We start from the raw sequence: 24,417 nt of genomic DNA, 5'->3' as shown, positions 1-24,417 counted from the left end.
GGCTATCAATTTAAATAATTTTCTTTCTCTCATGGATGATTAATGGCACGTCTTATCGTCTTAATAGCGTGCTTCTTATCTGCATCATTTCTATGCTTGTAAATGTATGAACCTACCACAAAAATATTGGCACCAGCGTCTAAACATTGTTTCGCCGTCTCAGGGGTGATTCCACCATCTACTTCAATGTTGACTTCAACATGACTTTTTTCAATCATATCCCGTAATTCTTGAATTTTGGGGATGACTTCAGGAATAAACCGTTGGCCACCAAAGCCGGGATTAACGCTCATGAGTAATACCATATCCACATCCCTGATGATGTGCTTAATGACTTCTAGTGGTGTTGCAGGGTTTAAGGCGACCGCCACTTGTTTATTGGCACTTTTCACTTGGTAAATCAAACGATGCAAATGAGCGTTTCCTTCTACATGCACCGTAATTGAGTCAGCCCCCGCAGCGATGAATGTTGAGATGTACCTTTCTGGATGCTGAATCATCAAATGAACATCAAAAAATAAATGAGAATGACTGCGAAGAGCTGAAATCACCTGATCACCAAAAGAAATACTAGGCGCAAATTCGCCATCCATCACGTCAAGGTGAAGATAGTCAACACCTGCGTTTTCAACGGCCTCCACTTCCCTTTTAAGATTGGCAAAGTCAGCATTTAATATCGAAGGCGCTATCATATTCTTCATTACATCACCTCAACTGTCTATCACTCGATCATTTCACCGAAGAAGGGCTGTAATAAACGCATCACCTCTTCAGCACTTTGAGCATGCATCATATCTAACAATACATGATTATCCTTAATGATAGCTGTTACCTTTTGAAGCATTTTCAGTTGATCTGAGGGATGGGTAATGGCCAGCATAATCACGATACTTACATTAATTTCCTCACGCGTATCCATTGTTTTAAATAGAACTGGGTGCTCTAAGACACCAATTCCAATACTCCCTTTGTTCACATGCTTAGGATCTGTATGTGGAATTGCTATTCCAACGCTTTGCGTTAATAAACCAGTAGGGTATTCTAATTCTCTTGCAATTAATGCGTCAGTGAAAGACGCCTTTACGTAATTCTTCCTTCTAAAATTTTCACTTAATTGTATGAGCACTTCTTCAGAATGATGAGCTTGTATAGATAACCGAATTAATTCTTCATTTAGTATTAATTGACTTTTGCTATGGTCAATGGTCATACTTATTTTCCTCCAGCCCTCTTTGACATTATAAAATTTCCTTGGTGATCATTGGTCAATAGTAATATTGCTGTCATGCTTCTCTGATTGACTCTGCCGTCTTCTAATGGAAAAATAGATCCCTAATCCTGAAATAATAATTAATGCCACTATACCTAAAATCCCAGGCCTCATCAGTTGAACAATTACGAAGTCAAATACATTTCCTACATAAAGCGCTGACACTTTTGTTCCATTTTTAGCAACATCAAATCCACCATTCTTTGCAAGGTTCGTATAATAAGGCGAAAAGTAGGTTGAAATATATAGAACAAGTACCATATTTATTGTTGAACTAATTAATGTGCGAATCACATCGCCTTTATGCATAATCGTCGCCATACAAATAAAGAAGGGAGCAAATGCTAAATCAGCAAGAGGCAGCACATGATTTCCTGGTAAAAGCGCTGAAAGTAATAGAGTGATGGGAATAATCAATATGCCCACGGTTATTGTTGTTGGATGTCCAAGCGTAACAGCAGAGTCCAAACCGATAAAAAGCTCTTTGCCATGGAATCTCTTATTAAAGAATTTTTTCGCAGCATCTGAGATCGGAAGTAAGCCTTCGACAATAATCCGAATAACTCTCGGAAATAAGATCATGATACCGGCAACGACAATAACAACATTTGCACCTTGCTTAAAGCCTGTTCCAGCGAGAAGACTTAAAATCAGGCCTAAAATGACCCCAATAATCACCGGATCACCGAACATTCCGAATTTTCTTTGGATAAATTGAGTATCCATGTTTCGATTTTTAAGAAAAGGAATGCCATCGAACACTTTATCTAACAAAGCATATAAAGGAACGGTTGAAGTGGCGTACCCCTGACTGATAGAAATACCATCGATCCCAACAACTTTTTGTACTCTTTTTGCGGTAAAGTCTGCAATAATAAGAGAAAATATGGCGTGGAACATGCCAGCTATCAGGCCATAAATAAGATGCCCACTCATCAAGGTTACAATGGAGCCTGTCAATGCATAATGAGAATAATTGAAAATGTCGATGTTCATTGTCTTGGTTAATCTAAGGAGAAGTAAAAGCACATTTAAGCCAAATATAATAGGAATAATCAGCGCTCCCACTGTAGTTGAAAAGGCAATACCTGCTGAAGTACCTGAGCCGACATCAATAACGGTTAGATTTAAGCCAAATCGATCAACCATTGCTTGAACAGCAGGTGATAAATACTGACTAATCAAGCTTACAACTAAATTAAGTCCTAAAAATCCGATACCAACAGTTGCTGCTGCTTTAATAGATTTTAAAATGCTTAACCGAAATAAAAGACCAATGATAATCAAAACTATCGGTACAAAAATGGTCCCTCCAAGGGATAAAATATAATTCATTGCAGCATGCATCGTTTTTCCCCCTCATTTATTTAGTTTTTTAACCTACCTTGACAGAATCTCTATAATCTTTTCCTTTGTTTCCTCTTCACCTAATCCAGTCAAAAAGGGTGCTCCTAAGACATTGGGTACACCAAAATCTGTCTCAACCTTCATACTCGTTACAATCAAATCTGCTGAACTGACTTCATAAGTCAACTCCGATAAAGTACATTGAGTGATAGTATACTCAATATTTGCTTCATCCAATACCGCCCGTACTTTATCCGCAATAATTGTTGATGTCGCAATTCCCCCGCCACAAGCCACTATGACATTTTTCAATTTGTTTTCCCCCTTAATATTTTTATAGATTAAAATCTTTTTTTGATAAATTTGAGTGCTAAGAACGAAACGCCTTCGCCTTTTTCATAAACGCTTCTACTCTTTTTTGGTCTACATGATTTTCGAACTTTCCTTCATATTTAAATGCCGTGCCCACAACTGCACCATCAGCAATGCTCAGCTGTTCCTCTAGGTTATCTATTGTTACTCCTGTATTGGCCAGGACAACTGTTTCAGGAACAATATTTTTAACCTTTTTTAATATTTGCAAATCGGTTTTTGCTCCCGCTGTCAATCCAGAAACACATAAAGCATCGGGTCTATTGTTAAAGACAGTGGATTTCGCAATCTCTTCTATATCACGATCGGCAATATACTTTGCGGCTTCAGGCAAAATATTAAACAACAATTTCACCTTTTCAGCACCGATGTGATGCTGGTGCCTTACGGTTTCTCCAACATTTGTATCCCAAATTCCAAAGTCACTGGCATAAGTTCCTGTAAAAATTTCACGTACAAACTTTGCTCCTGTAGCGGCTGCTAAATCAAGGGAAAGCTTTCCATCCCATAAAACATTCACGCCGAATGGAATCTCAATTTCACTCATTAATTCACCGATAATTCGCGCCATTGCAGCCACAGTTTCTGGTTCAACCTTTGTCAAATAAGGGAGACTAAACTCATTGGAGAACATAACGGCATCAACGCCCCCTCGCTGCAAGGCCCAAAGATCCTTTCTCGCCATTTCTACAACATACTCCATGCCCTTATCTTTATTGTAAGATGGGTCTCCAGGTAAGGGTTGAAAATGGCACATAGCAATAATTGTTTTCTCTGAACCTATTATTTCTTTTAACCAAGTCATCGTATTCTCTCCTCTATCTAATCCTATTTGTTTTCTAGCCCAACACGGGGTGTCTCTACCATGATTTGACGCTCTTGAAGCATTTGAACATCCTCTTCAGAAATGCAATCATCAGTGAGGATCCTATCTAAAATGTCCAAGTCGGCAATTTTTGCAAAACCCGTTTTATTAAATTTACTGCTGTCTACGAGCAAAATATTTTCTTGGGCAACAGAGAGCATTGCCCTTTTGATATTGAGCTCTTCAATATTGGAATTGGTTATTCCCTTTTTAAAATCAACAGCATCAGCTCCTAAAAAGACCTTATCAACATTTAATTGTTTTAATACATTTTCAGCTAGTGGGCCTATTAGACTATAAACCCCCTTTCTTTTTTGCCCACCGATAACGACGAGATCAATATCGTCATTATCACTAAGAATCATTGCTATTTTTATATCATTGGTGATTACAGTTACATTTTTCACCGAAAGCATCTTCGTTGCTAGCATCAATGTTGTTGAACCGGTATCCAAAATGACTGTCTCACCTGAATGAATATGCTTAAGAGCCATCTCTGCTATGCTTTCTTTCTCTTCTCTTGCTTCTTTTTCTTTTACCGCATTTTTAGGCTCAAAATTGGTGCCTTTTCTCCTTTTACTTGTTGCCCCACCATGCACTCGAATAATCAAATCTTGCCCCTCTAATTCCTTTAAGTCCCTAAGTACAGTTGGTTTGGAGACATTAAACACTTCAGTTAATTCTTGGATATTGACTGTTCCTTTTTCATCTACATACTCTAAAATCTTTTCTAAGCGTTCAATTGGAAGCATATTTAATCACCTATTATTTTGATTTACTTTGATCATTTTATGAATTTTAATGATTTATTATGATTTAATTTGATAATATCATGATTTGTTTTGAATCACAACATTATTTTATGACTTTTTAATATTTTCTTATTTTAAATTAAAAAAGCTTAGATTATACTTCACCACTTCGCTAGGCACAGCCTGATGTGATCTTTCAAATCATACACTAATGTTGTTGGCAATCTTCATGTTGCAAAAGCCAAGGCATACTTATAAGGACATCCCGCAAAGTTATACATTCTAATCATGAGAAAAACCAGGCTTAAAAGCGTGCCCGGTCCTGGTCTAGCTATAAGAGCATCATCAGATATGGAAGAGGCTTCATTGCCTGGTCAAGCGGATTGGAGCGCCGCTGACTCATGATGCAATACGAGAGTCCTGCGTGAAGTAGGAAATCGGTAAGACCCCGCAACGCGCGGCGCAAAGGGCTTATCACTCCCCCGCGGAAAGCGAGCGGCATGGAGCAGAAACGTTTGCTGTCCTCATGATCAGAAATTTTATACTTTTGTATGAAAACAAACGTATGTCATCTAGTAAAACCTACATAGTCTTGTCAATACTGAACGAAGACATACACGCTTATCAAAAGTTTCATGGGGGAGGGTGGCTACGCGAATGCGAAGCCACAGTGGTTTCTTATCTTTTTAGAAAACTTGGCTTGCACCACTTCGCTGGTACTCCTGATGTGATTTTTGCAAATCACACACTTAGGTTTTCGCCAAGCCTTAAAAGGTAAAAGCCAAAGTTACACTTATACTCTCTTCCTTTGAGAGCGTCAACGAAATTATAAATTCCGATAGTAAAAAATAGACTCCGTTATCGGAGTCCCTAAAAAAGCAATAAACACTAGATATGGGGTTTTAACATCCACGCACCACATTGAAGTCCATTTGTTTTTTAAAGTTATAAATAGTTACTCAAAAGACGGCACTATAGTAAGTAATTCACATCATTGGCCACTCTGATTCCTGATTGAACAGCGCCTTCGATCCATGCAGGATGGGTGGAGGTATGTTCACCAGCAAAATAGACTCTACCTTCAGGGGTATAGATAGACGGGTAAAGATCGGTTTCTTGATTGGGCTTGAACATGGAAAAAGCCGCCCCGCCAGTATAGCGGTATTGCGACCAGCTATGAGAGGCACCAACTAAAAAGTCGTCATAAATCTGCTCGCCATGAACGGTAGCTAAATTATCCAAGGCATTGCGAATCCGATCTGGTTCAGGAATATTATCCCAAGAAAGTGTATCGTCTTCCCACGTATAACTCGCCAATACAATCCCAGAGCCTGTCGAACCAATAAGATGGCTTGGATAATAAGCAAAGCGAATGGGCAAATCTGTGGCTAAGCTTCCTCCTTTCAGACCTTCTCCTTCCCAAAAACGATGACGAAATTGCAAACCAATTTTGGTCGAAGGGACATAATGCAGCTCGCGAATCGCCTTGCGTTTATTATGGGAAAAAGAGTGACGCGGTTCTATCTCGACAAATTTAAGCATTGTAAAAGGAATGGTTAAGATGACCAAATCACCCGTTGTTTGTAACGGGCGCTGACTTTGTGTATGAATGGAGTGGATCGTCACTTGATGAGGCTCTTGGGAGATTTTTATCATTTGTTGATTTAAAAAAATATTATCCTTTAATTGCGACATAAAGGCTTGAGGGAGATGGTCGTTTCCCCCCTTTATTTCGTAAAATAGCATGTTTGGTGTAAGCAAAGGAAGAAGCTCACGAAGAATAGCCGGGAAGGAGAGATTAGGAAACCCCTCAAGTCCCAGTAAAACTTTACATAATTCCACAGCGCCTGAAGAAAGTGAAGCGCCAACAGGATTATATCTCAAGAAAGTCTCCATCGAATATCTATCAAATTGTCTTATCACCTGCTGCCAATGCTTCAGAGGGTCCTGCTGAATATAATCGATGACAGGCTGTATGGCTGCAAGCAACAGTTGACCTGCTGTCTTGCCTTTTTCATGGGGGGCAACGGGATAACGCAAAATATCTGGATGCTGCTGATAATTTTTTCGAGTGGTTTTAACGCCGTTGGCAAAAATAATATCATTAGGCGTCGTATTGACAAAAGCATTGATCTCTAAACCAAATTTCTTAATATATTCAATCACAAGTTCATGATGGCTAGGAATCCGCATGGCACCAACATCAAGATAGAGGTCATCTACAAATGGCTCTCTTAACGTATAAATTCGTCCGCCCACCCTCTGAGTCGCTTCTAAAATAACAACCTCATGACCGGCTTCTTTTAAGAGAGATGCTGTCACTAGTCCCGCCATTCCCGCTCCAACCACAATTATTTTTTTAGGATGCGGTGTTCTCGCCAAACCATTTCTGATGATAGATAGCATCTGCTTTGAAGTTAATGGCATTAGTACTCCCTCCCCGTGTGTAAGTCCAAATCGTTACGATGATCAATGACTCCGATCCACTATCTATAATTATGGAATTTCTTCATTAAAATGTCTTTAACTCGTTGATAATAATGAAATCCTTATACTAGGAGGGAGTAAACTTTTATAGTTTACGAGCGAGCTTCCTACCTACCTTTTTATCATTTTTTAACCGCTGAATAATTGCCTGAGTGACTTCTTTTGTTGTTGCTATGCCACCGATATCCACTGTTTTAATCCCATCGGCTAAGACCGCTTCCATGACCTCTAATAATTTTTGTCCAAGTTCTACTTCACCAAGGTGATCAAGCATCATTTTCGCCGTCCAAATTTGTCCCACAGGATTGGCAATCCCTTTGCCATAAATATCTGGTGCAGAACCGTGGACCGGTTCAAACATCGATGGATATTTACCATTCACGTTAATATTAGCGGCAGGAGCAATCCCGATACTGCCCATAATGGCGCCACCAATATCAGTGAGAATGTCACCAAATAAATTACTGGCGACAACCACATCAAATTGCTCAGGGCGCGTAACGAAATAGGCAGCCAGCGCATCAATATGATAGGAAGCCGTTTTTACTTCAGGATAATCCACCTTTACTTTCTGAAAAACTTCGTCCCAAAAGGGCATGGAATGAACAATACCATTGGACTTTGTCGCACTGGTCACATGACCGTTTCGTTCACGCGCCAAATCAAAGGCATAGCGCATCGCACGTTCTGTTCCCTTCCGTGTAAATACCGCATTCTGGATGGCAATCTCATCCTCATCTTTATGTATTCGACCACCAACCTCACTATACTCGCCTTCACTATTTTCTCTTACAACTATGAAATCAAAGGCCTTTGGATGGACTAATGGGGACTGCAGTCCCTCAAAATAACGAGCTGGGCGGATATTGATAGATTGTTCAAATTCTCGGCGAATTTTAATCAGCAATCCCCAGAGAGAAACATGATCGGGTACCAATTGTGGATTGCCAACCGCACCGAGAAAAATGGCATCAAAGCCTTGTAGGATTTGAATACCATCCTCCGGCATCATCTGCCCGTGTTCTATGTAATACTCACAGTTCCACGGAAATTGGGTAAATTGAAAAGCTAATCCACCGTGAATTTCCGCAAGGGTATTTAAAACACTTAAAGCCTCCGGCACCACTTCTTTTCCAATACCATCACCAGGAATAACAGCAATATCAAAAGTCTTCATTATCTCTTCTCCTTCTTACACAAATGGTTTTCTTTTAAATTGGACATCGTAGCCTCCTAGCGCAGACAGGCCTTATTCTAAAACGATTGATCATGTGATTGACATTATTACACCTGCATAGGCTGACCCTTAAAATCAATGAATGAAGATGAAGCTTGAATGTGCTTTTTTCTTTCAATAATATCAACGATACCGTTTGCTGCTTCTTGAGGAGAAAGTGGGGCATCCTGCCCTCCCATATCGGTTTGCATCCAACCAGGATGGATCGCCAACACCGAAATGTCTGTCCCCTTTAAGGCGTGGCGAAGCTGCTCTGTAAACATGTTCAGTGCATGCTTTGACATCGCATAAGGATAGTCACCACCGTAAGCGTTGGCAAAGCTCCCTGCTTCCGAAGAAATATTAATGATGCCCGCTTGATCTCCTCGTGATAGGATTGGCAAAAAATGCTTGATAACCCGCATTGGTCCATAGACATTGACATTAAATGTTTTATGGACCTCGTTCATATCCAATTCTTCGATCCTTTTATCACGTTCGGTTAATAAGCCAGCGTTATTAATAATTGCATCAATGGTACCAACCGATGCCTTCACATGCTGTGCTGCATGATCACATGTACTTTCCTCCGTGATGTCTAGGGGTAAGATCATCAGTTGCTTTGGAAACAATGTCTGAAGCTGTTCTAAAGCTTCTGTCCGGTCTCCTTGCTCACGAACACCTGCAAAAACAGTGTGTCCCCGTTTGATGCTAACGGTTGTCAATGCTAAACCCAACCCTCTATTAGCACCTGTCACTAATAGCTTCATATACTTCTTCCTTTCTAATGGAATGACTCCTCAAACTGCCGATCACCAGACCCATTGTTCTTTGAAAATTATAATAATAAACGTTATACTGCTATTATAATGGAAAACGCTTAAATACTTGAAACATTTAAGCTTCCTACTCTCAATGTTAGGAGGACATAACATGATAAGGTTCGAACCATTTACATAACGCCGTATTTATGATGTTCGAGGACCTCCTTATATAAGAAAGCTTTTTTATACGACTCATTTTAGGAGGGACGTACATGCGATCAGAACAAGAAATGATGGCGTTAGTTTTAAGAGTAGCCCAAGAGGATCAGCGTATAAGGGCCGTTGCAATGAATGGATCAAGGACAAATCCAAACGCACCTAAAGATCCATTTCAAGATTATGACATTGTCTATCTCGTCAAAGAGTTCCCATCTTTTATAAAAGAGCCACAGTGGATCAATCATTTTGGAGACCGCATCATCATGCAAACACCTGACGATATGACACTGTTTCCCTCTGAATCCCGTGACCGTTTTGCCTATCTTCTCCTGTTTACTGATGGGAATCGCATCGATTTAACCCTCATTCCCTTCGAGCAGAAGGAGCGCTATTGCCACGAGGATAAGTTAACCATTGTTTTATTGGATAAAGACAACGCTCTTCCTGCTATACCTTCACCAACGGATAGAGAGTATTGGGTTCAACACCCCACCTCTACCTGCTTTTCTGACTGTTGTAATGAATTCTGGTGGGTGTCGACCTACGTCGTCAAGGGATTGTGGCGTCAAGAAATCCTTTATGCCATAGATCATTTATCCATCGTAAGGGCCATGCTTCTAAAAATGCTAGAATGGAAGGTCGGCATAGAGACACAATTTTCACTTAGCGTCGGAAAAAATAGCAAATATTTAGAGCGCTATCTTGATGCAGAAACGTGGCAAAAACTTTTAATGACCTATCCCAGCGGTGACTATGAGCAGGTTTGGCAAGCTTTATTTACAATGACCACTTTATTTGAACAGGTTGCACTCGAAGTAGCCGAACGTTTGGATCTCCAGTATTCATTGGCAGAAGCCAGGAAGGTTAAAGCCCATCTTAAACACGTCAAGACGCTAGATCCAAATGCGACAGCAATTTATTGATGAGAAAAATCGAGAAAATGATCAGCTTTTTTTGTTAAGAATTTAATAAAAGCAGCCCTCGTAGCAGTAGCTTTTTGTTATCTTATAAATTTTGCCCATTATTTGTTGCGTGGAAAAAGCCTTGTACGCTATGGTGTATAAGGCCTTTTACTTACCATTAAAGGCATTGACGCCTAATCCCCAAAAAAGCTTATCCTATTAATTTGAAGAGGACGATGAATTGGCCGCCACAGAAGCAGCAGTAACTGAAGCTATAATGGACGCCTGCATCGCTTTTATCGTCTCTGACACCGCCTGACCATATGGCTGTTCTTTTAAGAGTATATCGATCCTTTTTTTCGCTGATTTATAGTCATTTTTAGAAAAAATGACTTTGATGGCATCACATGCTTTTAAAAGCGCGACAAGCATCACGGTTTTGACCTCCGTCTCAGTCTCTCCCAATACTGCCTCTCTCACTTTTTGACGAATGGTTGCCTCTATACCTGAATCAGTGGAAGGATAGACCCTTTTTTTAAAAAAGATAAAATAGGGCTTTTCTTTTTTTGTAAGGATTCCCTTTGTTTGAAGGCGGTCTAAAAATAATTGACGATAGCGCTTAGACCTGACTTGTCGCCCAAGAACTTGTACCCAATACTTTATTTTCCTTCGTCTAGAATGGGATTGATCTTTTTGTTTTAGAAAGCTAAACAATTGATATAGGAACGGATCTTGAAGATCCTGCCCATCTTGAAATAACAGCACATGATCTTGATACTTCACAGCACCTATTAGCGCGAACTCCATTAGTACAGCCCCAGCGATCCCATAAGGTAAACCAAAGGATGCCGATGACAGCACAGTCCCTTTTTCATCATCATAAGCGACAAGAAGTAATTCTTCAGCTAAAGTTAACAAGTTAGCCCCCCCTTATTTCCTAATAGGATTTACGAATGATATGCAAAAAAGTTCCCGACAAGGCTTTTTCGTTTAACTTGCATTAAGAAAAACCGGGCAAAAAGCATGCCCGGTCCTTGCTTGGTATAGAGCATCATCCAATATGAAAGAGGCTTCATTGCCTGATCAAGTGGATGGGAGCGCAAGGCGCGCGATTCGGAACACTCTAAAATCGTGTGTTCCTCGGGCGCCGCTGACTCATGATGCGGAGACTAGAGTCCTGCGGGAAGTGGGAGAGCGGTAAAACCTTAGCAGTGCGAAGGCGCGAGGAAGCTTACCACTCCCGCGGAAAGCGAGCGGCCTGGAGCGGAAATCCGCACCGTCCTCATGATCAGAAATTTTATACTTTCTGATCTTTAGAAAAAGGCGACAGCTGCATAGCTATCGCCGTGTTTATCGATCATAAGGTATTCACTACTCATTTTCATGAAAACGAGGTTATCGTCCGCAATTATTGATGCCCAAGTACACCATGCGGAACATAAGGTTCTTCGAGACGGGTAATTTCCTCTGGTGTCAGTTCTATTGAGAGAGCGGCTACCGCATCTTCTAAATGACTCATCTTTGTCGTACCTATTATTGGAGCGGTCACAGGTTCTTTTTGTAAGACCCATGCTAGCGCAATTTGAGCACGCGGCACACTACGTTCAGCTGCTACTTCCGCCACTCTTTCAACGACGGCTTTATCTGCCGCTTGTGTGTTTGCATAAAGAGTCTGGCCAAATTTATCTGTTTCTGAGCGATAGCTTGTTTCATCCCAATTCCGTGTCAGCTTTCCTCGTGCCAGCGGACTCCAAGGAATAACACCGATTCCCTCATCTTTACATAGAGGCAGCATCTCACGTTCCTCTTCTCGGTATAAAAGGTTGAGATAATTTTGCATGGAAACAAAACGCGTCCAGCCATGTGTCTCTGCAACATGTAGGGCTTTGGAGAACTGCCAGGCATACATGGATGACGCACCAATATACCTTGCCTTTCCGGCCTTGACTACATCGTGCAGGGCTTCCATTGTTTCTTCAATCGGCGTTTGCGGGTCCCATCTATGTATCTGATAAAGGTCAACATAATCTGTTCCCAATCTCATTAGACTATTATCGATTTCCGTCATTATCGCTTTCCTTGAAAGTCCTCCACCATTAGGTCCCTGATGCATTCTCCCATGAACCTTCGTTGCAATGACCACTTCATCACGTCTGGTGAAATCCTTTAACGCGCGACCGACAATTTCCTCACTTGTTCCATCGGAGTACACATTAGCGGTATCAAAGAAATTTATTCCCAAATCAAGAGCCCGCTTGATGATAGGCCGACTTTTCTCCTCATCTAATACCCACTGATGATTCCCACGTTCTGGTACACCAAAACTCATACAGCCAATGCACAAGCGTGAGACATCAAGACCTGTGTTTCCAAGCTTCACATATTCCATGTTTGCACTCTCCTTTGTTCAATTAATACTTGCCACCCCATCACATGCTAACCTACACCATTTACTTCTCTATTTATTTTATTATCAGTATAAGCGACTGCAATCATCGATTGCCACCAATATGCATCGATTTAAAATAAGGATACATATCACAATAAGGGACTTGTATTATTTTTCAAATGATAAGGATATATAAGATTTTAGATTCTGAATCTCTCGTCCCTTGCATTCCCATTCACTTGACCTGCGATGAAGCCTCTTCCGTATGAGGCTTATCCCCAAATAAAAGCCTTTAATCCCTTCACCCTGTCACATCAGTTACCTTTTCTTCGAGGCTTTCAAATCACTTTCTCTTTCAGACTCTCTTTTAACCTCTCACTGTATAACCCACAAGCAATTGGATAAATTACTACTATTGAAACCAATTCTAAGGAGTGTACACGATTATGATCGCCCCTAACTCCTCAAATAGCTCTAATAGAGATTTACCTATACAGAAAACAGTAGGGCACTATTTATTTGACTGCCTGTATCAGGAAGGCATCACAGATATATTTGGCGTGCCAGGTGATTATAATTTTTCCCTTCTTGATACGCTTGAAAAATATAAGGGCATCCAGTTTGTCAATGGCCGAAATGAGCTGGATTCGGGTTATGCTGCGGACGCTTATGCACGATTAAAAGGGTTAGCCGCACTGATTACAACCTTTGGTGTCGGAGAGATGAGTACTTGTAATAGCATTGCGGGTGCCAATAGTGAAAATATCCCCCTTATCCATATTGTAGGCGCACCGCCCTCCATGGCGCAGCAACAGCATAAACTGATGCATCACACGTTAATGGATGGAAATTATGACGTGTTTCGTAAAGTCTATGAACCGATCACAGCCTATACAGCTGTCCTCACACCAGAAAATGCTACTATAGAAATTCCGCTAGCTATCCAAATGGCTAAGGAGAAAAAGAAGCCTGTCTATTTAATGATCGCCATTGATTTAGTCGCTAAACCCATCATCCAGCGTTTCACGCAGCAGCCGGCACCAGAAACAACACAACCGCAAAGCTTACAGGCTGCCGTTGATCACGCCATGCAGCTTTTAAAGCAAGCACAGAATGCCGTAGTGTTAGTCGATGTTAGAGCAATGCGTTTTCATCTTGAAGAGCCTGTTTTACAGCTTGCCGAAGCTTTGACTATTCCTGTTGCCACCACACTTTATGGAAAAGGGGCTTTCGATGAAAGTCATCCGCAATTTATTGGTACATACGGCGGAGCTTTTGGAAGGCAAGAGGTTCGCACGGCTGTTGAAAGGGCCGATTGTGTGATTGCCATTGGCTTATTATGGGCAGATAGCAATACTGCCAATTTTACGGCCAGGCTTGATCCCCTCCGTCTCATTCAAATACAACCCGATCACGTTAAAATCGGTGTAGCAGAATATCCGCATATCATGGCAAAGGACATGCTCCAAGCGTTACAAAGGAGTGGTTTTCGTCAACGAAGTCCGGTGATCAAGGGCGATTTCACCTATGATGCTTTGATTAGTGAACCTGATCAACTATTAACAGCTGCGACTTATTATCCTCGCTTTCAAAACATGTTGAAGGAAAACGACATTCTTGTTGTTGAAACGGGCACCTTTTACTATGGCATCGGACAAGTCAAGCTTCCGCGTGGCACAACAGTGATTGCCCAAGGCGGCTGGCAGTCTATTGGTTATGCTACACCAGCGACTTACGGCGCTTGCATCGCTGCCCCGCGGCGCCGGGTTCTTTTATTTACAGGAGATGGCTCATTACAATTGACCGTCCAAGAGATCAGTTCCATGCTGGTTCATGGCTGCAAGCCCATCATTTTTGTGCTCAATAATCAGGGCTATACTATTGAGAAATATTTAAATGTCAAAACTGAAAACCAGGCGTATAACAGAGTGCCCAATTGGTCCTATACAAAGCTTGCCGAAGCCTTTGGCGGCGATGCTTTTTCTATCAGTGTCCGCACCAACGGGGAGCTCGATGACGCCATTAAGCGAGCAGAGACAGACTGCCAGGCCAGGCTGTGCTTAATTGAACTGATCGTAGAAGATGCCATGGACGCGCCAGACTATATGCAGCACATGCGTCAGTATCTTGAGAAACAAGAAAAATTGAGGCATAGGGAGTAAATCCATCCATGCCTCAATTTGTGTCATTTAATTTTTAATTTTGTTAGTGAGCCTTTATGGTTATAGTGGCATTGGTCTTCCATTAAAATCGATGAATGAAATTTTACTATAAACATTCACCTTATTCTCAATAATATTATAAACACCATTGGCGGTATTCTCGGGATCGTATGGCGCTTCTTCTCCGCCCATATCCGTTTTCATCCATCCTGGATGAACTGCATAGACACGAATCCCTCTTTCTTTCAAGTATTCTCTCAGTCTTTCTGAAAACATATTAAGCGCTGTTTTCGACATGCTATATGGATAATTGGTGGGAAACGCATTCAAAATGGTCCCAGCCTCTGATGAAATGTTGATAATCGCTTGCTGTTCACCAGAGGGTGTCATAAGTGGTAAGAAGTTGCGAATCACTCGCATAGGGCCGAAGGTATTGACTTCAAAGGTGCGGATCAATTGCCGCATATCTAAGTCTTCAATGGTTTTATCCCTTTCTACAAGTATGCCTGCATTGTTAATAATGACATCAATGCCTCCCAATGTCTCCCGAACATAGTGTGCTGCCGCACTTAAGGTTGATTCTTTGGTGACGTCCAGTTGGATAATATGAAGCCGCTCATTAAAACGCTCCTTTAAAGCGCGGAATGCTTTGCCACCCTCTTCAAGGACTCTTACCCCAGCAACAATGGTATTGCCTTTTTCTAAACCAATCTTTGTAAATTGATAACCTAAACCACGATTGGCGCCTGTGATGACAATTCTCAACACGTTTTCCCTCCCTTAAGTTAATCACTCTTTATACAACAATAGAATCTCTTTTTAGGAGACTGAACGCCTTATTTGCTATGAACAGATTTTATCGTAATATTCTCTTGTCTCGCTAATTGCCGGATATACTCTGCCCCTTGCTTGTATTCGTCATCCTTCTGCAAGTGCTCCAATAATACAGGCATGTCAGAAGATAGCTTATTCACTTCATTTAGAAACACTTTATAATCTAGCCTGCCATTTCCTGGCCAGGTTTCCTCTAAATGAACGGTTAGATGATCGCGTAACACAATATCCTTTGCATGACAGCTTTTAATATATGGACCTAGCCTTTTGAAGCAATCCCTTAAAAATTCCGCATTTGCGTAGTAACGCTCAACACTTGAAATCATATTCATTGGATCAAGATGAACGGCGAATTGCGGTCTATCTATTGCAGCAATAAGTCGCAGATAGGAATCCACATCATACGGATACATCCAAGGCATAGGCTCTAAGGTATAAAACGTATGCTTGGGCTTTACAGCATCAATAATCGTTCTGATTGTATCAACAATTAATGCAAAGGTATCTTCTGTTATATTGTCAGGATGTGGCCCATCCCACTTCGTACTCTTTGAACCCGCGATGTTAACGCAACAACACGCGCCAATCCGTTCAGCTACCTGTAATTGCTCTTGACAGTATTGAATAGCCTGTTCTCTCACTTCTTCATCCATACTCAGAGGATTGCTCCATGCTCCAACCTCTGCAATGACAATGCCTGTTGATTTTGCCGCTTGCTGATAGGTATCTTGTAATTCCTTTTGTGCAATACCAACATTTTTAGGTAAGGCTGCGCACGTGTAATCATGCTCTATTAATTGCTTTATCCATTGGTCTGGGTCAGCAGCTTGAACAGGACCTCCTAATCGCATATTTCGAGCCTCCTAAGTCTGTTATAGACTGTTATAGAAAATATTTTCACTCAACGTTTTCCCAAGTCAATGTGTGAACCGAACGCGTGACTGCGTCAAGCACTTTATTTCCCTGCCAACCATCATAAAAATTAGGACTTGCCTCTTCTCCAGTGACAATGGCTTGAATAAAATCCGCGAACTGATTAACAAAGGTATTTTGATAGCCGATGATATGACCAGGTGGCCACCAGTGTTGAATATAGGGATGAACATCCTCTGTTACCAAAATGGTCCGAAACCCTTGAACATCAACCGCATCGTCCTTCGACCAATAGTGCAGCTCATTCATTCTTTCAAAATTAAAAACCATTGACCCTTTGCTGCCATTGATTTCAATGCCTTCATGATTCTTTCTGCCACTTGCCAATCTTGAACTCTCAAATGTCCCCATTGCCCCGCACTTGAACTCAGCAAGAAAGTGGTTGGCATCCTCAACTGTTACCTCATCCCACCTCTCAGCATCACTGCTCGCATGAAGATTTGAACTCAAGCTCTGTGGCGTAGTCACTTTAGGACGTTTTTTAATAAATGTTTTTTTCATACCAACAACCCGATCAATCTCTCCAATCAAGAATCTTGCCAAATCAATGAGATGCGAATTCAAGTCCCCATGAGGACCAGATCCTGATACTTCTTTTTTCAACTTCCAATTTACAGGAAAAGAAGGATCTGTTAGCCAATCTTGAAGATAAACTCCTCGAAAATGATAAATGTCGCCTAACTTACCTTCCTCAATTAATTTTCTCATTAGACTGACTGCCGGTACCCGGCGATAATTATGCCCTAGCATATGAACAACCTGAGCACGTTTCGCAGCATCAAGCATTTCTTTTGCTTGGTCTGCATTCAGTCCTAAAGGCTTCTCACACAGAACATGCTTCCCCGCTTTTACCGCGGTTACAGCTATCTCCATATGCGAGGCCGTTGGGGTGGCTACGATCACGATGTCAATATCTGCTCTCTCTATCACTTGCCTCCAATCGGTTGCGTACGCTTCCCATCCATATGTCTCAGCAGCTTGTTTCACTAGATGCTCCGTGCGACCGACAATCACTTTTTTTGTAATCTTCACTGTGTTATCAAAGAAAAAAGAAACATTATTCATGGCATAACTGTGTACTTTGCCCATAAAGTTATAACCAATTAGTGCTACATTAAATTCCTTCATACCCTGCACCCTTTTTTAGTTGTTCATAACCAAACCAACAATCGTTCAATGCCACTTCATCAGCCCCGCACCCATAGAATCTTGTTATGAGCTCGAGTCCAGTTCCTTCAATCGTTTGGTTTACACCATATATTTTTGTAATTCTGCTTCATTCAGCTCGATTCCTAACCCAGGTAATTTTGAAGGAATCATATAGCCTTCATCAAATTCAAAAGGTTGTTTCACAAGTAATTGGTGAAAGCCATTCATTTTCTCAATGATTTCTTGTATTAAGAAATTAGGACTGCAAGCTGAAATTTGCGCCTGAGCGCCATACATGATCGGCCCACCGTGGAAATGGGGGGTGATCTGAGCATGGAAGGCTTCTGCTGCTCCCGCTATTTTTTTAGATTCTAATATCCCACCAACAGAGCCTAAATCAATCTGCAAGATATCTGCCGCTTGACTTGTTAATAAGCCAATCAATTCAAATTTTGTCGCTAATCGTTCTCCTGTACAAATCGGGATGCTGGTGTATTCGTTCAACCTTGCCATCTGTTCAAAATTTTCTGGCGGCAATGGCTCCTCAAACCATAATGGATCATATTTTTCCATACGTTTGGCAAAGCGAATAGCAGCAGCTCCAGTATATTGCCCATGCGTGCCAATGATAATGTCGCAGCGGTCCCCCACAGCTTCTCTAATGAGACGAATCGTCTTTTCCGCCCGAGCAAGCATACCCAAAGAAGGCTGCCAAGGGGGAACGACGCCTTCAAAATCTAATACAGGGTCCAATTTAATGGCATTAAACCCTTGTTCACAATAGTATAGCGCGCGTTCAGCACAAGCTTCGGGGTTCTTCCACAAATCCCTATGTAGATCCTTTTCATTTTCCGGATATAAATACGTATAAGATCGAAGACGCTCGTGGTACAAACCGCCCAGCAATTCATAGATTGGTTTGTCTAAAGCCTTACCAATAATATCCCAGCATGCGGTTTCAACTGCCGTTAAAATCGTCATCTTTGGTAAATCGGCATGCCCATAACAATAGTAATGAAAGATATTTTGCCACATTAACTCTACTTTAAAGGGGTCTTGCCCAATCACGTATTGATCGACCATATCATGGAACATCGCTCGAAAGGCAACAGGATTGCGCGTAATAAAATGCATATTTGCTTCTCCCCAGCCAACAACGCCATCATCAGTCGTCAATTTAATCAGATACCAATAGTCTCCACCTTTATCTGGTAGTGGATTTTTTATGATAAATGTCTCTGCACTAGTAATCTTCAATCTATGATAACTCCTTCTCCTTAAGTGACTTTCTTTCTCTGATTGTATTATCGCGATTCAATATAAGCGGCATCAGCCGACACCGCCTATACCTGCGCTATGAATGCTAAAAGCCTTTACTTATTTTGTTAACTGTGGACATTCAGGATGATATTGCATAAATTCAATACGATTGCCATCAGGGTCCTTCACCCAACACTGATAATTAAGATCCAATCCTTGCTTTGGCTCAACATCTAAAGTAAGTCCCTTGCTTTTAATATGATCAGCGATCGCATGGATGTCATCGACCTCTAAGCATAAATGGTTATAGCCAGTTGTAGCCATATCAACTTTGTTTTTGGTGGTTCCTCCGTAAAACAGCTCAATAAAATTGTCTTTATTAATCTTGATATAAACGATCCAAGGCTTATCCTCCCGATCATGAAGCTCAAATAATTTTTGAAAGCCAAGAACCCCACAATAAAATTCCAAAGCCTTTTCCATATCCTCTACCACATATGCTGTATGTCCAATCCCTTTAATCATTTTTCTTCCTCCTCATTTTTGTCCAATTTCTTTAAATTCAATGGTCACGCCAAGACGATCCTCTGTTTCAAAATAAGCATAGCGTTCATGACCTTTTTCTGTCTTTTGAATCATCCCTATTCCCTGACTCTCCATAAAGTTGGCATGCTCTTCAAACCCGTCAATATTAAAAGCGAGATAGTGCACACCTTGTCCATGCTTCTCTTGAAATTCAGTCCAAGGACTTGGATGGTTGAGAGGCTCGATTAATTCGATATAGACAGGTCTTAGAGGAATGACAGCAGTCTTACACCCTGTTTGCCTATATTCACCTCTATACAAATTATTTTTGTTAGCTGTCTGCTCAGTAGAAAGCGTTGGAACTTTCACCTCTGGCACATCAATATCAAAGAGTTTTGCATATTCTAAGACAGCTTGTTCGATGTTTTGTACAACAATCCCAATTTTTACAATGTCTTTACTAAGAATATTATTCATAGGTTGTCACCATCCAAGTTAAAAATATTAAACTGCCTATCCCTTAACTGAGCCGTCGGCCAGTCCCTTCACAAAATACTTACTACAGGCGAGAAAGACGACGAGAACAGGGATTGAAACTACGACAGAAGCACTCATCATACCGCCCCAATCAATGACAAATTCACCACTAAATTCGTTAACAGCAATGGGCAGCGTCTGCACTGAAGCTGAGTTGGTGAAGTTTAAGGCAAATAAGAATTCCTCCCAGCTATTTAAAAATGTATAAACACTTACAGCAATGATGCCGGGAGCCGACACTGGCAGAATGATGCGAAATAACGCACCTAAATTTGTCGTGCCGTCGATCTTCGCAGCTTCTTCCAATTCTCTTGGAACGCTTTGAAAAAAGGACCGAAGCATAATGACACCAAGTGGTATCGTAATGGCCATATTCGCAATGACTAAGGCTGCATAAGAATCTATTAAATGCACCTTATTTAAAGCCATGTAGAGAGGAATAACAATCGCAACCCCTGGCATCATTTGCCCAAATAATAGACCTGTTGACAGTGTACGAGAGCCGCGAAACTTATACCGTGAAAATCCATATCCAGCTAAGATTGAAAAAAACAGGGTTAAAATGGTAGTACAAACGGTCACAACAACACTATTTAAGAAGGCGCGTGGTATGCTACTGTGAAAAAGGACTCTCGAATAGCTTGACAATGTTGGATGATGTGTAATCCACCTCGGTGGAGTGGTTAATATCTCACTATGCGGTTTGATAGATGTAACAAACATCCACAGCGCTGGAAATATCGCAAAGATAATGACAGCGAGAAGAAACAAGTAACTAAGTGTTTGCCCACTGAAAGTTAGCATTTTTCTTTGCTTCATCGCTCACCCTCCCCTTTCATGGTGACCAAAGCATAGATTAGCGCAAAAACGACTGTAATTAAGAAGAGCACGACACTTGCGGCAGCCGCCAAGCCAAAATTATAATTTTCAAAGGCGTATTTATACACATACATGGACATCACCTCTGATGAATGGGCAGGCCCACCACCAGTTAAGGCATAAACAAATACAAAAGAATTCAGTGTCCAAATCACCAATAACATGATGATTGTATAGCAGGTCGATGAGATATGTGGCACTGTAACTGTGAAAAATGTTCTGACCATGTTTGCCCCATCTACCTTAGCTGCATCCTTTAAATGCTCAGGGACACTTTGCAAAGATGCTTCGATCATCAACATCACCAAAGGAAACATCTTCCATACATTTACAATAATTGTTGACAACAATGCTGTATGTGCCCCAGACAGCCAAGTAATATTATGTGAGATCAGTCCCATTGATTTAAGAAAATAGTTAATGATTCCGAAATCAGGATGATAGGCCCATTTCCAAACATTAACCCCAATAATGCTTGGCAATACCCAAGGAATCATAATAAATATTCGCAATACTGACCGATATCTGATAAACTTTTGATTGAGGACTACTGCTACAAAGAAGCCGAGCAAGAATTGGAAGACGACACTTCCAAAGGTCCAATAAAAGGTTGCTTTGAGCGAATTAACAAAAAGATGATCTTGAAAAAGCTTTACGTATTGGGAAAAGCCGACAAACTTCAAGCCAGTAGAATACAGACTGCTTTCATTAAAACTGAGATAAAATGTATAAACCAAGGGAAACAGCATAACAAGAGCTATGACAATAACAGCTGGAGTTACGTACATTGCACCAGGGTTTAGATGTATTTTCTTTTTCAAACGATCACCCCTCCCTTTGTAAGCGGCGGCTTGCCCCTAACAAGCCGCACATGATGATTGCCAGTTTACTGATTGAGCAGTTCATTGACTTGCTTGGAAGCATCCTTCATCGCCGACTCTACAGAGGCTTTTCCTAGCATTGCTTTTTGAACTTGATCATTAATGATTTGTCTAATTTGCGTGATCTGTGGAATAGCTGGTAGTGGAACCCCATATTGCAGCATCTGCGCAAACGGTTTGACCTGTGGATCTTTATATTTTGGATTATCTGCTTCCGATTTTCTGGATGAGAACGTATTGCTATATTGTACAGAAATTTTTGGTGACGAAATAAATTTCACAAATTTCCACGCAGCTTCTGGATGCTTGGTAAATGATGTAGCAGCAATGTTCCAGCCACCCAATGTCAGCTTCCTGTCTTTACCCGGAGTGTCAGGATACATCCCTACACCAAAGTTCGTGTTAGGATTATCGCTTTTAATTGGGTCCACATCATAAACACCACTTAAGTACATGCCCACTTTACCAGAAGAAAATAGGTTTCTGGCCTCCGTATTCGTGTTTGACATCGTGCTGGAGGGGCTCAGCTTATCCTTATACAAACTTACATAATATTTCACAGCCGCAATGGCTTCAGGTTGATCTAATAAAGATTTTTTATTATCTGTGGATAAGACATCTCCGCCAAAGCTGCGGATAAAGTTAATCACCTGATAGGATAAGTCCCCCGTGTTTTTTCCTACAAGTCCAAAGCCAACGCCTCCTTTTTGAGTAATAGTCTTGGCATCAGCCAATACTTCTTCCCAAGTTTGAGGTGCCTTGGATGGATCTAAGCCACTTTGCTTAAAAATGTCCTTGTTGTAAAAAATACCATGTGTTTCACTGCGGTAGGGAAGAGCGTAGACTTTACCATTAACATGAATAGTTTGTAGTGCGCCTTTCCAAAAATCATTCATATCTACTTTATCTTTGTCTATATAATCATCCAATGGGAGTAATCCGCCAACAGCAGCCAGTGGGGTTGTCCAATCACACGCAATATCTACAAGATCTGGGCCCGACTTATTTTTAAGCGCTAACAAAAATTTATCTTCCATGCCATCAACAGGAAAATATTGGACATTAACCTTAATATTTGGATTTTCTTTTTCAAATTCTTTAATGACCTTCGGCCCAATTTTATCCTTATTCCAAGAGGCGTCCCAATAAGTTAATACGATTTTCTTTCCATCACCAGACCCAGATGCATCACTATTTCCACATCCGGAAAGTATCAAGCACAAGAGCAGCAAAGATACAATACTATAAATGACCCTCTTCTTAAACAAAACACTTCCTCCTTTTGTTCTTAAATTCTAACCACCTTGTTAACCTGTGAGAAGATGCACTGCTGGCTATACCACCTCCTTTACAGCTCGGTAACAAATACAAACGCTTACATTTTGGTGATTCTTCAGCAGCCTTGCTAGAAAAATAGCGTTTCAGTTCCGTTGAGATTTTAAGCAAAAATCAGATGTCTTCTTGTTCAGTGAGGAAAAAGTCCCCCGCTTCCTCTCTCACGCATTGCCATAATTGCTGAACACTGCTTTTTAGTTCTTGTTTTGATTTAAAGCACCACAGGATTCTCTAATAATAAGATCGGTTTCAAAAATTTTACGCACGGGACGATCCGTTTTCTTTTCAATAGTATCAATTAATACCTTAATGCTTTCTTTCCCCATTTCATATAAGGGAAGCTTAATGGCCGTGAGTTCTGGACCATTGAAGCGTTTATCATAAAAAATCTGATCATCAAAGCTGACGAAGGCTATATCATCTGGAATCTTCAAACCAGCATCATAGATAGCTTGAACCGCTCCATAGGATCTGATGAGATCAAAACCAACGACAGCTGTCGGGAGCTCATCAAGCGCAAGTAAATTCTGCATGGACGTATATCCTTCTTCAAACTTGTTATTTCCATAATTATAAGCAATGTATTTTCCTTCAACGCCTATCATTTGTTTCTGAAGCGCCTGAATATAACCATTTAACCGATCTAAGGCTGCTTTAGTATTCATATTCCCAGTGATATGGGCAATTTTCTTATGTCCCAGCATAATAAGATGATTCGTAGCATTTAATGCTCCCCCAGCATTATCAAGAAGGATGCTATTGGTTGGAAAATTGAACTCATTTTCAATTAAAACAAAAGGAAATTTCCGCTGAGAAAGCTTCCGGATAATTGACTCATCAGTTATGTATGATCCAAATATAACAAGTCCATCGACTCTTCCCTGTGTCAGGTATTCAATGTACCTTGTTTTCACATCGAATAACCCCTTGGCGTCACAATAAATGAGATTATACTGGCTGTCCTCTCCTTGCTGTCCAATACCTTGAATTAATTCTGAAAAAAATGGATCATATAAACGCTCTAGCACAATCCCAATTGAATTCGTTTTCTTCATAGGAAGTGCTCTTGCAGAGGCATTGGGACTATATCCCAATTCATCAATCGCATCTAAAACCTTTTGTTTTGTATCCTTATTTACATTGCTATTCCCTGTTAATACCCTAGAAACTGTAGATTTTGATACACCAGCATGCTTGGCGACATCATAAATACTAACCAAAGTAACTCACCGACAACATGGTACCGCTCCCAACACTGTTTTTATATAACCTCGTTTATGTAAGTAAGATTAACACAACATTAAATACTTAGTCAACACATTATTTTCAAAAAATAATA

23 protein-coding genes are annotated in these 24,417 nt (G+C 40.8%); 2 read left to right on the top strand and 21 right to left on the bottom strand.

The features are described 5' to 3' along the window. Positions 1 to 29: 29 nt before the first annotated feature. The 9 genes from rpe to IEW82_RS03740 form a co-directional block, all read right to left on the bottom strand. Complete coding sequence (gene rpe, locus IEW82_RS03780; protein WP_188689422.1) at positions 30 to 701, bottom strand: ribulose-phosphate 3-epimerase; 672 nt, start codon at positions 699 to 701, stop codon at positions 30 to 32. Positions 702 to 721: 20 nt separating this feature from the next. Next, positions 722 to 1,210 (bottom strand): PTS sugar transporter subunit IIA, encoded by a 489-nt coding sequence (locus IEW82_RS03775; protein WP_188689419.1) that lies wholly within the window; start codon positions 1,208 to 1,210, stop codon positions 722 to 724. 48 nt (positions 1,211 to 1,258) lie between these two features. Beyond that, a complete protein-coding gene (locus tag IEW82_RS03770; RefSeq protein ID WP_188689416.1) occupies positions 1,259 to 2,617 on the bottom strand; it encodes a PTS galactitol transporter subunit IIC in 1,359 nt (452 codons plus the stop codon). A gap of 33 nt (positions 2,618 to 2,650) precedes the next feature. Continuing rightward, positions 2,651 to 2,929 carry a PTS sugar transporter subunit IIB gene (locus IEW82_RS03765; RefSeq protein ID WP_188689412.1) on the bottom strand — a complete coding sequence of 93 codons (279 nt, stop codon included), beginning with the start codon at positions 2,927 to 2,929 and terminating at the stop codon, positions 2,651 to 2,653. A 58-nt stretch (positions 2,930 to 2,987) separates the two neighbouring features. After that, on the bottom strand, positions 2,988 to 3,794 hold the full coding sequence (locus IEW82_RS03760; RefSeq protein WP_188689409.1) for a BtpA/SgcQ family protein: 807 nt from the start codon (positions 3,792 to 3,794) through the stop codon (positions 2,988 to 2,990). 23 nt (positions 3,795 to 3,817) lie between these two features. After that, entirely contained in the window at positions 3,818 to 4,606 is a 789-nt protein-coding gene (locus IEW82_RS03755; protein ID WP_188689406.1) for a DeoR/GlpR family DNA-binding transcription regulator, read from the bottom strand. Positions 4,607 to 5,578: 972 nt separating this feature from the next. After that, entirely contained in the window at positions 5,579 to 7,033 is a 1,455-nt protein-coding gene (locus IEW82_RS03750) for a flavin monoamine oxidase family protein (RefSeq protein WP_188689403.1), read from the bottom strand. Positions 7,034 to 7,178: 145 nt separating this feature from the next. Further along, positions 7,179 to 8,270 carry a tartrate dehydrogenase gene (locus IEW82_RS03745; RefSeq protein ID WP_308422116.1) on the bottom strand — a complete coding sequence of 364 codons (1,092 nt, stop codon included), beginning with the start codon at positions 8,268 to 8,270 and terminating at the stop codon, positions 7,179 to 7,181. A gap of 107 nt (positions 8,271 to 8,377) precedes the next feature. Next, the gene (locus IEW82_RS03740; RefSeq protein WP_188689399.1) at positions 8,378 to 9,079 is read right to left on the bottom strand and encodes an SDR family oxidoreductase; all 702 of its coding nucleotides are present in this window, start codon (positions 9,077 to 9,079) and stop codon (positions 8,378 to 8,380) included. A gap of 266 nt (positions 9,080 to 9,345) precedes the next feature. Between IEW82_RS03740 and IEW82_RS03735 the strand changes: the two genes are divergently transcribed. Further along, the gene (locus IEW82_RS03735; protein ID WP_188689396.1) at positions 9,346 to 10,215 is read left to right on the top strand and encodes an aminoglycoside 6-adenylyltransferase; all 870 of its coding nucleotides are present in this window, start codon (positions 9,346 to 9,348) and stop codon (positions 10,213 to 10,215) included. Positions 10,216 to 10,413: 198 nt separating this feature from the next. On the opposite strand, the gene IEW82_RS03730 is transcribed toward IEW82_RS03735, so the two are convergent. Both IEW82_RS03730 and IEW82_RS03725 read right to left on the bottom strand, forming a co-directional pair. Next, positions 10,414 to 11,112: a GOLPH3/VPS74 family protein gene (locus IEW82_RS03730; protein WP_188689393.1), complete on the bottom strand. Its 699-nt coding sequence runs from the start codon at positions 11,110 to 11,112 to the stop codon at positions 10,414 to 10,416. A gap of 490 nt (positions 11,113 to 11,602) precedes the next feature. Continuing rightward, positions 11,603 to 12,583: an aldo/keto reductase gene (locus IEW82_RS03725; RefSeq protein ID WP_188689390.1), complete on the bottom strand. Its 981-nt coding sequence runs from the start codon at positions 12,581 to 12,583 to the stop codon at positions 11,603 to 11,605. 446 nt (positions 12,584 to 13,029) lie between these two features. On the opposite strand from IEW82_RS03725, the gene IEW82_RS03720 reads away from it, so the two are divergent. Then, positions 13,030 to 14,745, top strand: a complete 1,716-nt coding sequence (locus IEW82_RS03720; RefSeq protein WP_188689387.1) for an alpha-keto acid decarboxylase family protein — start codon at positions 13,030 to 13,032, stop codon at positions 14,743 to 14,745. 60 nt (positions 14,746 to 14,805) lie between these two features. On the opposite strand, the gene IEW82_RS03715 is transcribed toward IEW82_RS03720, so the two are convergent. From IEW82_RS03715 to IEW82_RS03670, 10 genes are all read right to left on the bottom strand, one after another. Further along, positions 14,806 to 15,513 (bottom strand): SDR family oxidoreductase, encoded by a 708-nt coding sequence (locus tag IEW82_RS03715; RefSeq protein WP_229672260.1) that lies wholly within the window; start codon positions 15,511 to 15,513, stop codon positions 14,806 to 14,808. Positions 15,514 to 15,581: 68 nt separating this feature from the next. Continuing rightward, a complete protein-coding gene (locus tag IEW82_RS03710; RefSeq protein WP_188689384.1) occupies positions 15,582 to 16,430 on the bottom strand; it encodes a sugar phosphate isomerase/epimerase family protein in 849 nt (282 codons plus the stop codon). Positions 16,431 to 16,476: 46 nt separating this feature from the next. Next, a complete protein-coding gene (locus IEW82_RS03705) occupies positions 16,477 to 17,640 on the bottom strand; it encodes a Gfo/Idh/MocA family protein (protein ID WP_188689383.1) in 1,164 nt (387 codons plus the stop codon). 120 nt (positions 17,641 to 17,760) lie between these two features. Beyond that, positions 17,761 to 18,918, bottom strand: a complete 1,158-nt coding sequence (locus tag IEW82_RS03700; RefSeq protein WP_229672258.1) for a mandelate racemase/muconate lactonizing enzyme family protein — start codon at positions 18,916 to 18,918, stop codon at positions 17,761 to 17,763. Between the two features lie 120 nt (positions 18,919 to 19,038). Further along, entirely contained in the window at positions 19,039 to 19,446 is a 408-nt protein-coding gene (locus IEW82_RS03695; protein ID WP_188689380.1) for a VOC family protein, read from the bottom strand. Positions 19,447 to 19,458: 12 nt separating this feature from the next. Then, complete coding sequence (locus tag IEW82_RS03690) at positions 19,459 to 19,923, bottom strand: VOC family protein (protein ID WP_188689377.1); 465 nt, start codon at positions 19,921 to 19,923, stop codon at positions 19,459 to 19,461. Between the two features lie 36 nt (positions 19,924 to 19,959). Further along, positions 19,960 to 20,802, bottom strand: coding sequence for a carbohydrate ABC transporter permease (locus IEW82_RS03685; protein WP_188689375.1), 843 nt, complete (start codon positions 20,800 to 20,802; stop codon positions 19,960 to 19,962). After that, positions 20,799 to 21,683, bottom strand: a complete 885-nt coding sequence (locus IEW82_RS03680) for a carbohydrate ABC transporter permease (protein WP_229672256.1) — start codon at positions 21,681 to 21,683, stop codon at positions 20,799 to 20,801. Before IEW82_RS03680 ends, IEW82_RS03685 begins: the two co-directional genes overlap by 4 nt. Positions 21,684 to 21,748: 65 nt before the next feature. After that, the gene (locus IEW82_RS03675; RefSeq protein WP_188689372.1) at positions 21,749 to 23,011 is read right to left on the bottom strand and encodes an ABC transporter substrate-binding protein; all 1,263 of its coding nucleotides are present in this window, start codon (positions 23,009 to 23,011) and stop codon (positions 21,749 to 21,751) included. A gap of 261 nt (positions 23,012 to 23,272) precedes the next feature. Continuing rightward, positions 23,273 to 24,298, bottom strand: a complete 1,026-nt coding sequence (locus IEW82_RS03670; protein ID WP_188689370.1) for a LacI family DNA-binding transcriptional regulator — start codon at positions 24,296 to 24,298, stop codon at positions 23,273 to 23,275. Positions 24,299 to 24,417 lie beyond the last annotated feature (119 nt).

Origin of the sequence: Pullulanibacillus camelliae, from assembly GCF_014642655.1 — a bacterium.
Taxonomy (GTDB): Bacteria; Bacillota; Bacilli; order Bacillales; family Sporolactobacillaceae; genus Pullulanibacillus; species Pullulanibacillus camelliae.
This window is presented reverse-complemented; position numbering and strand designations above follow the sequence as displayed.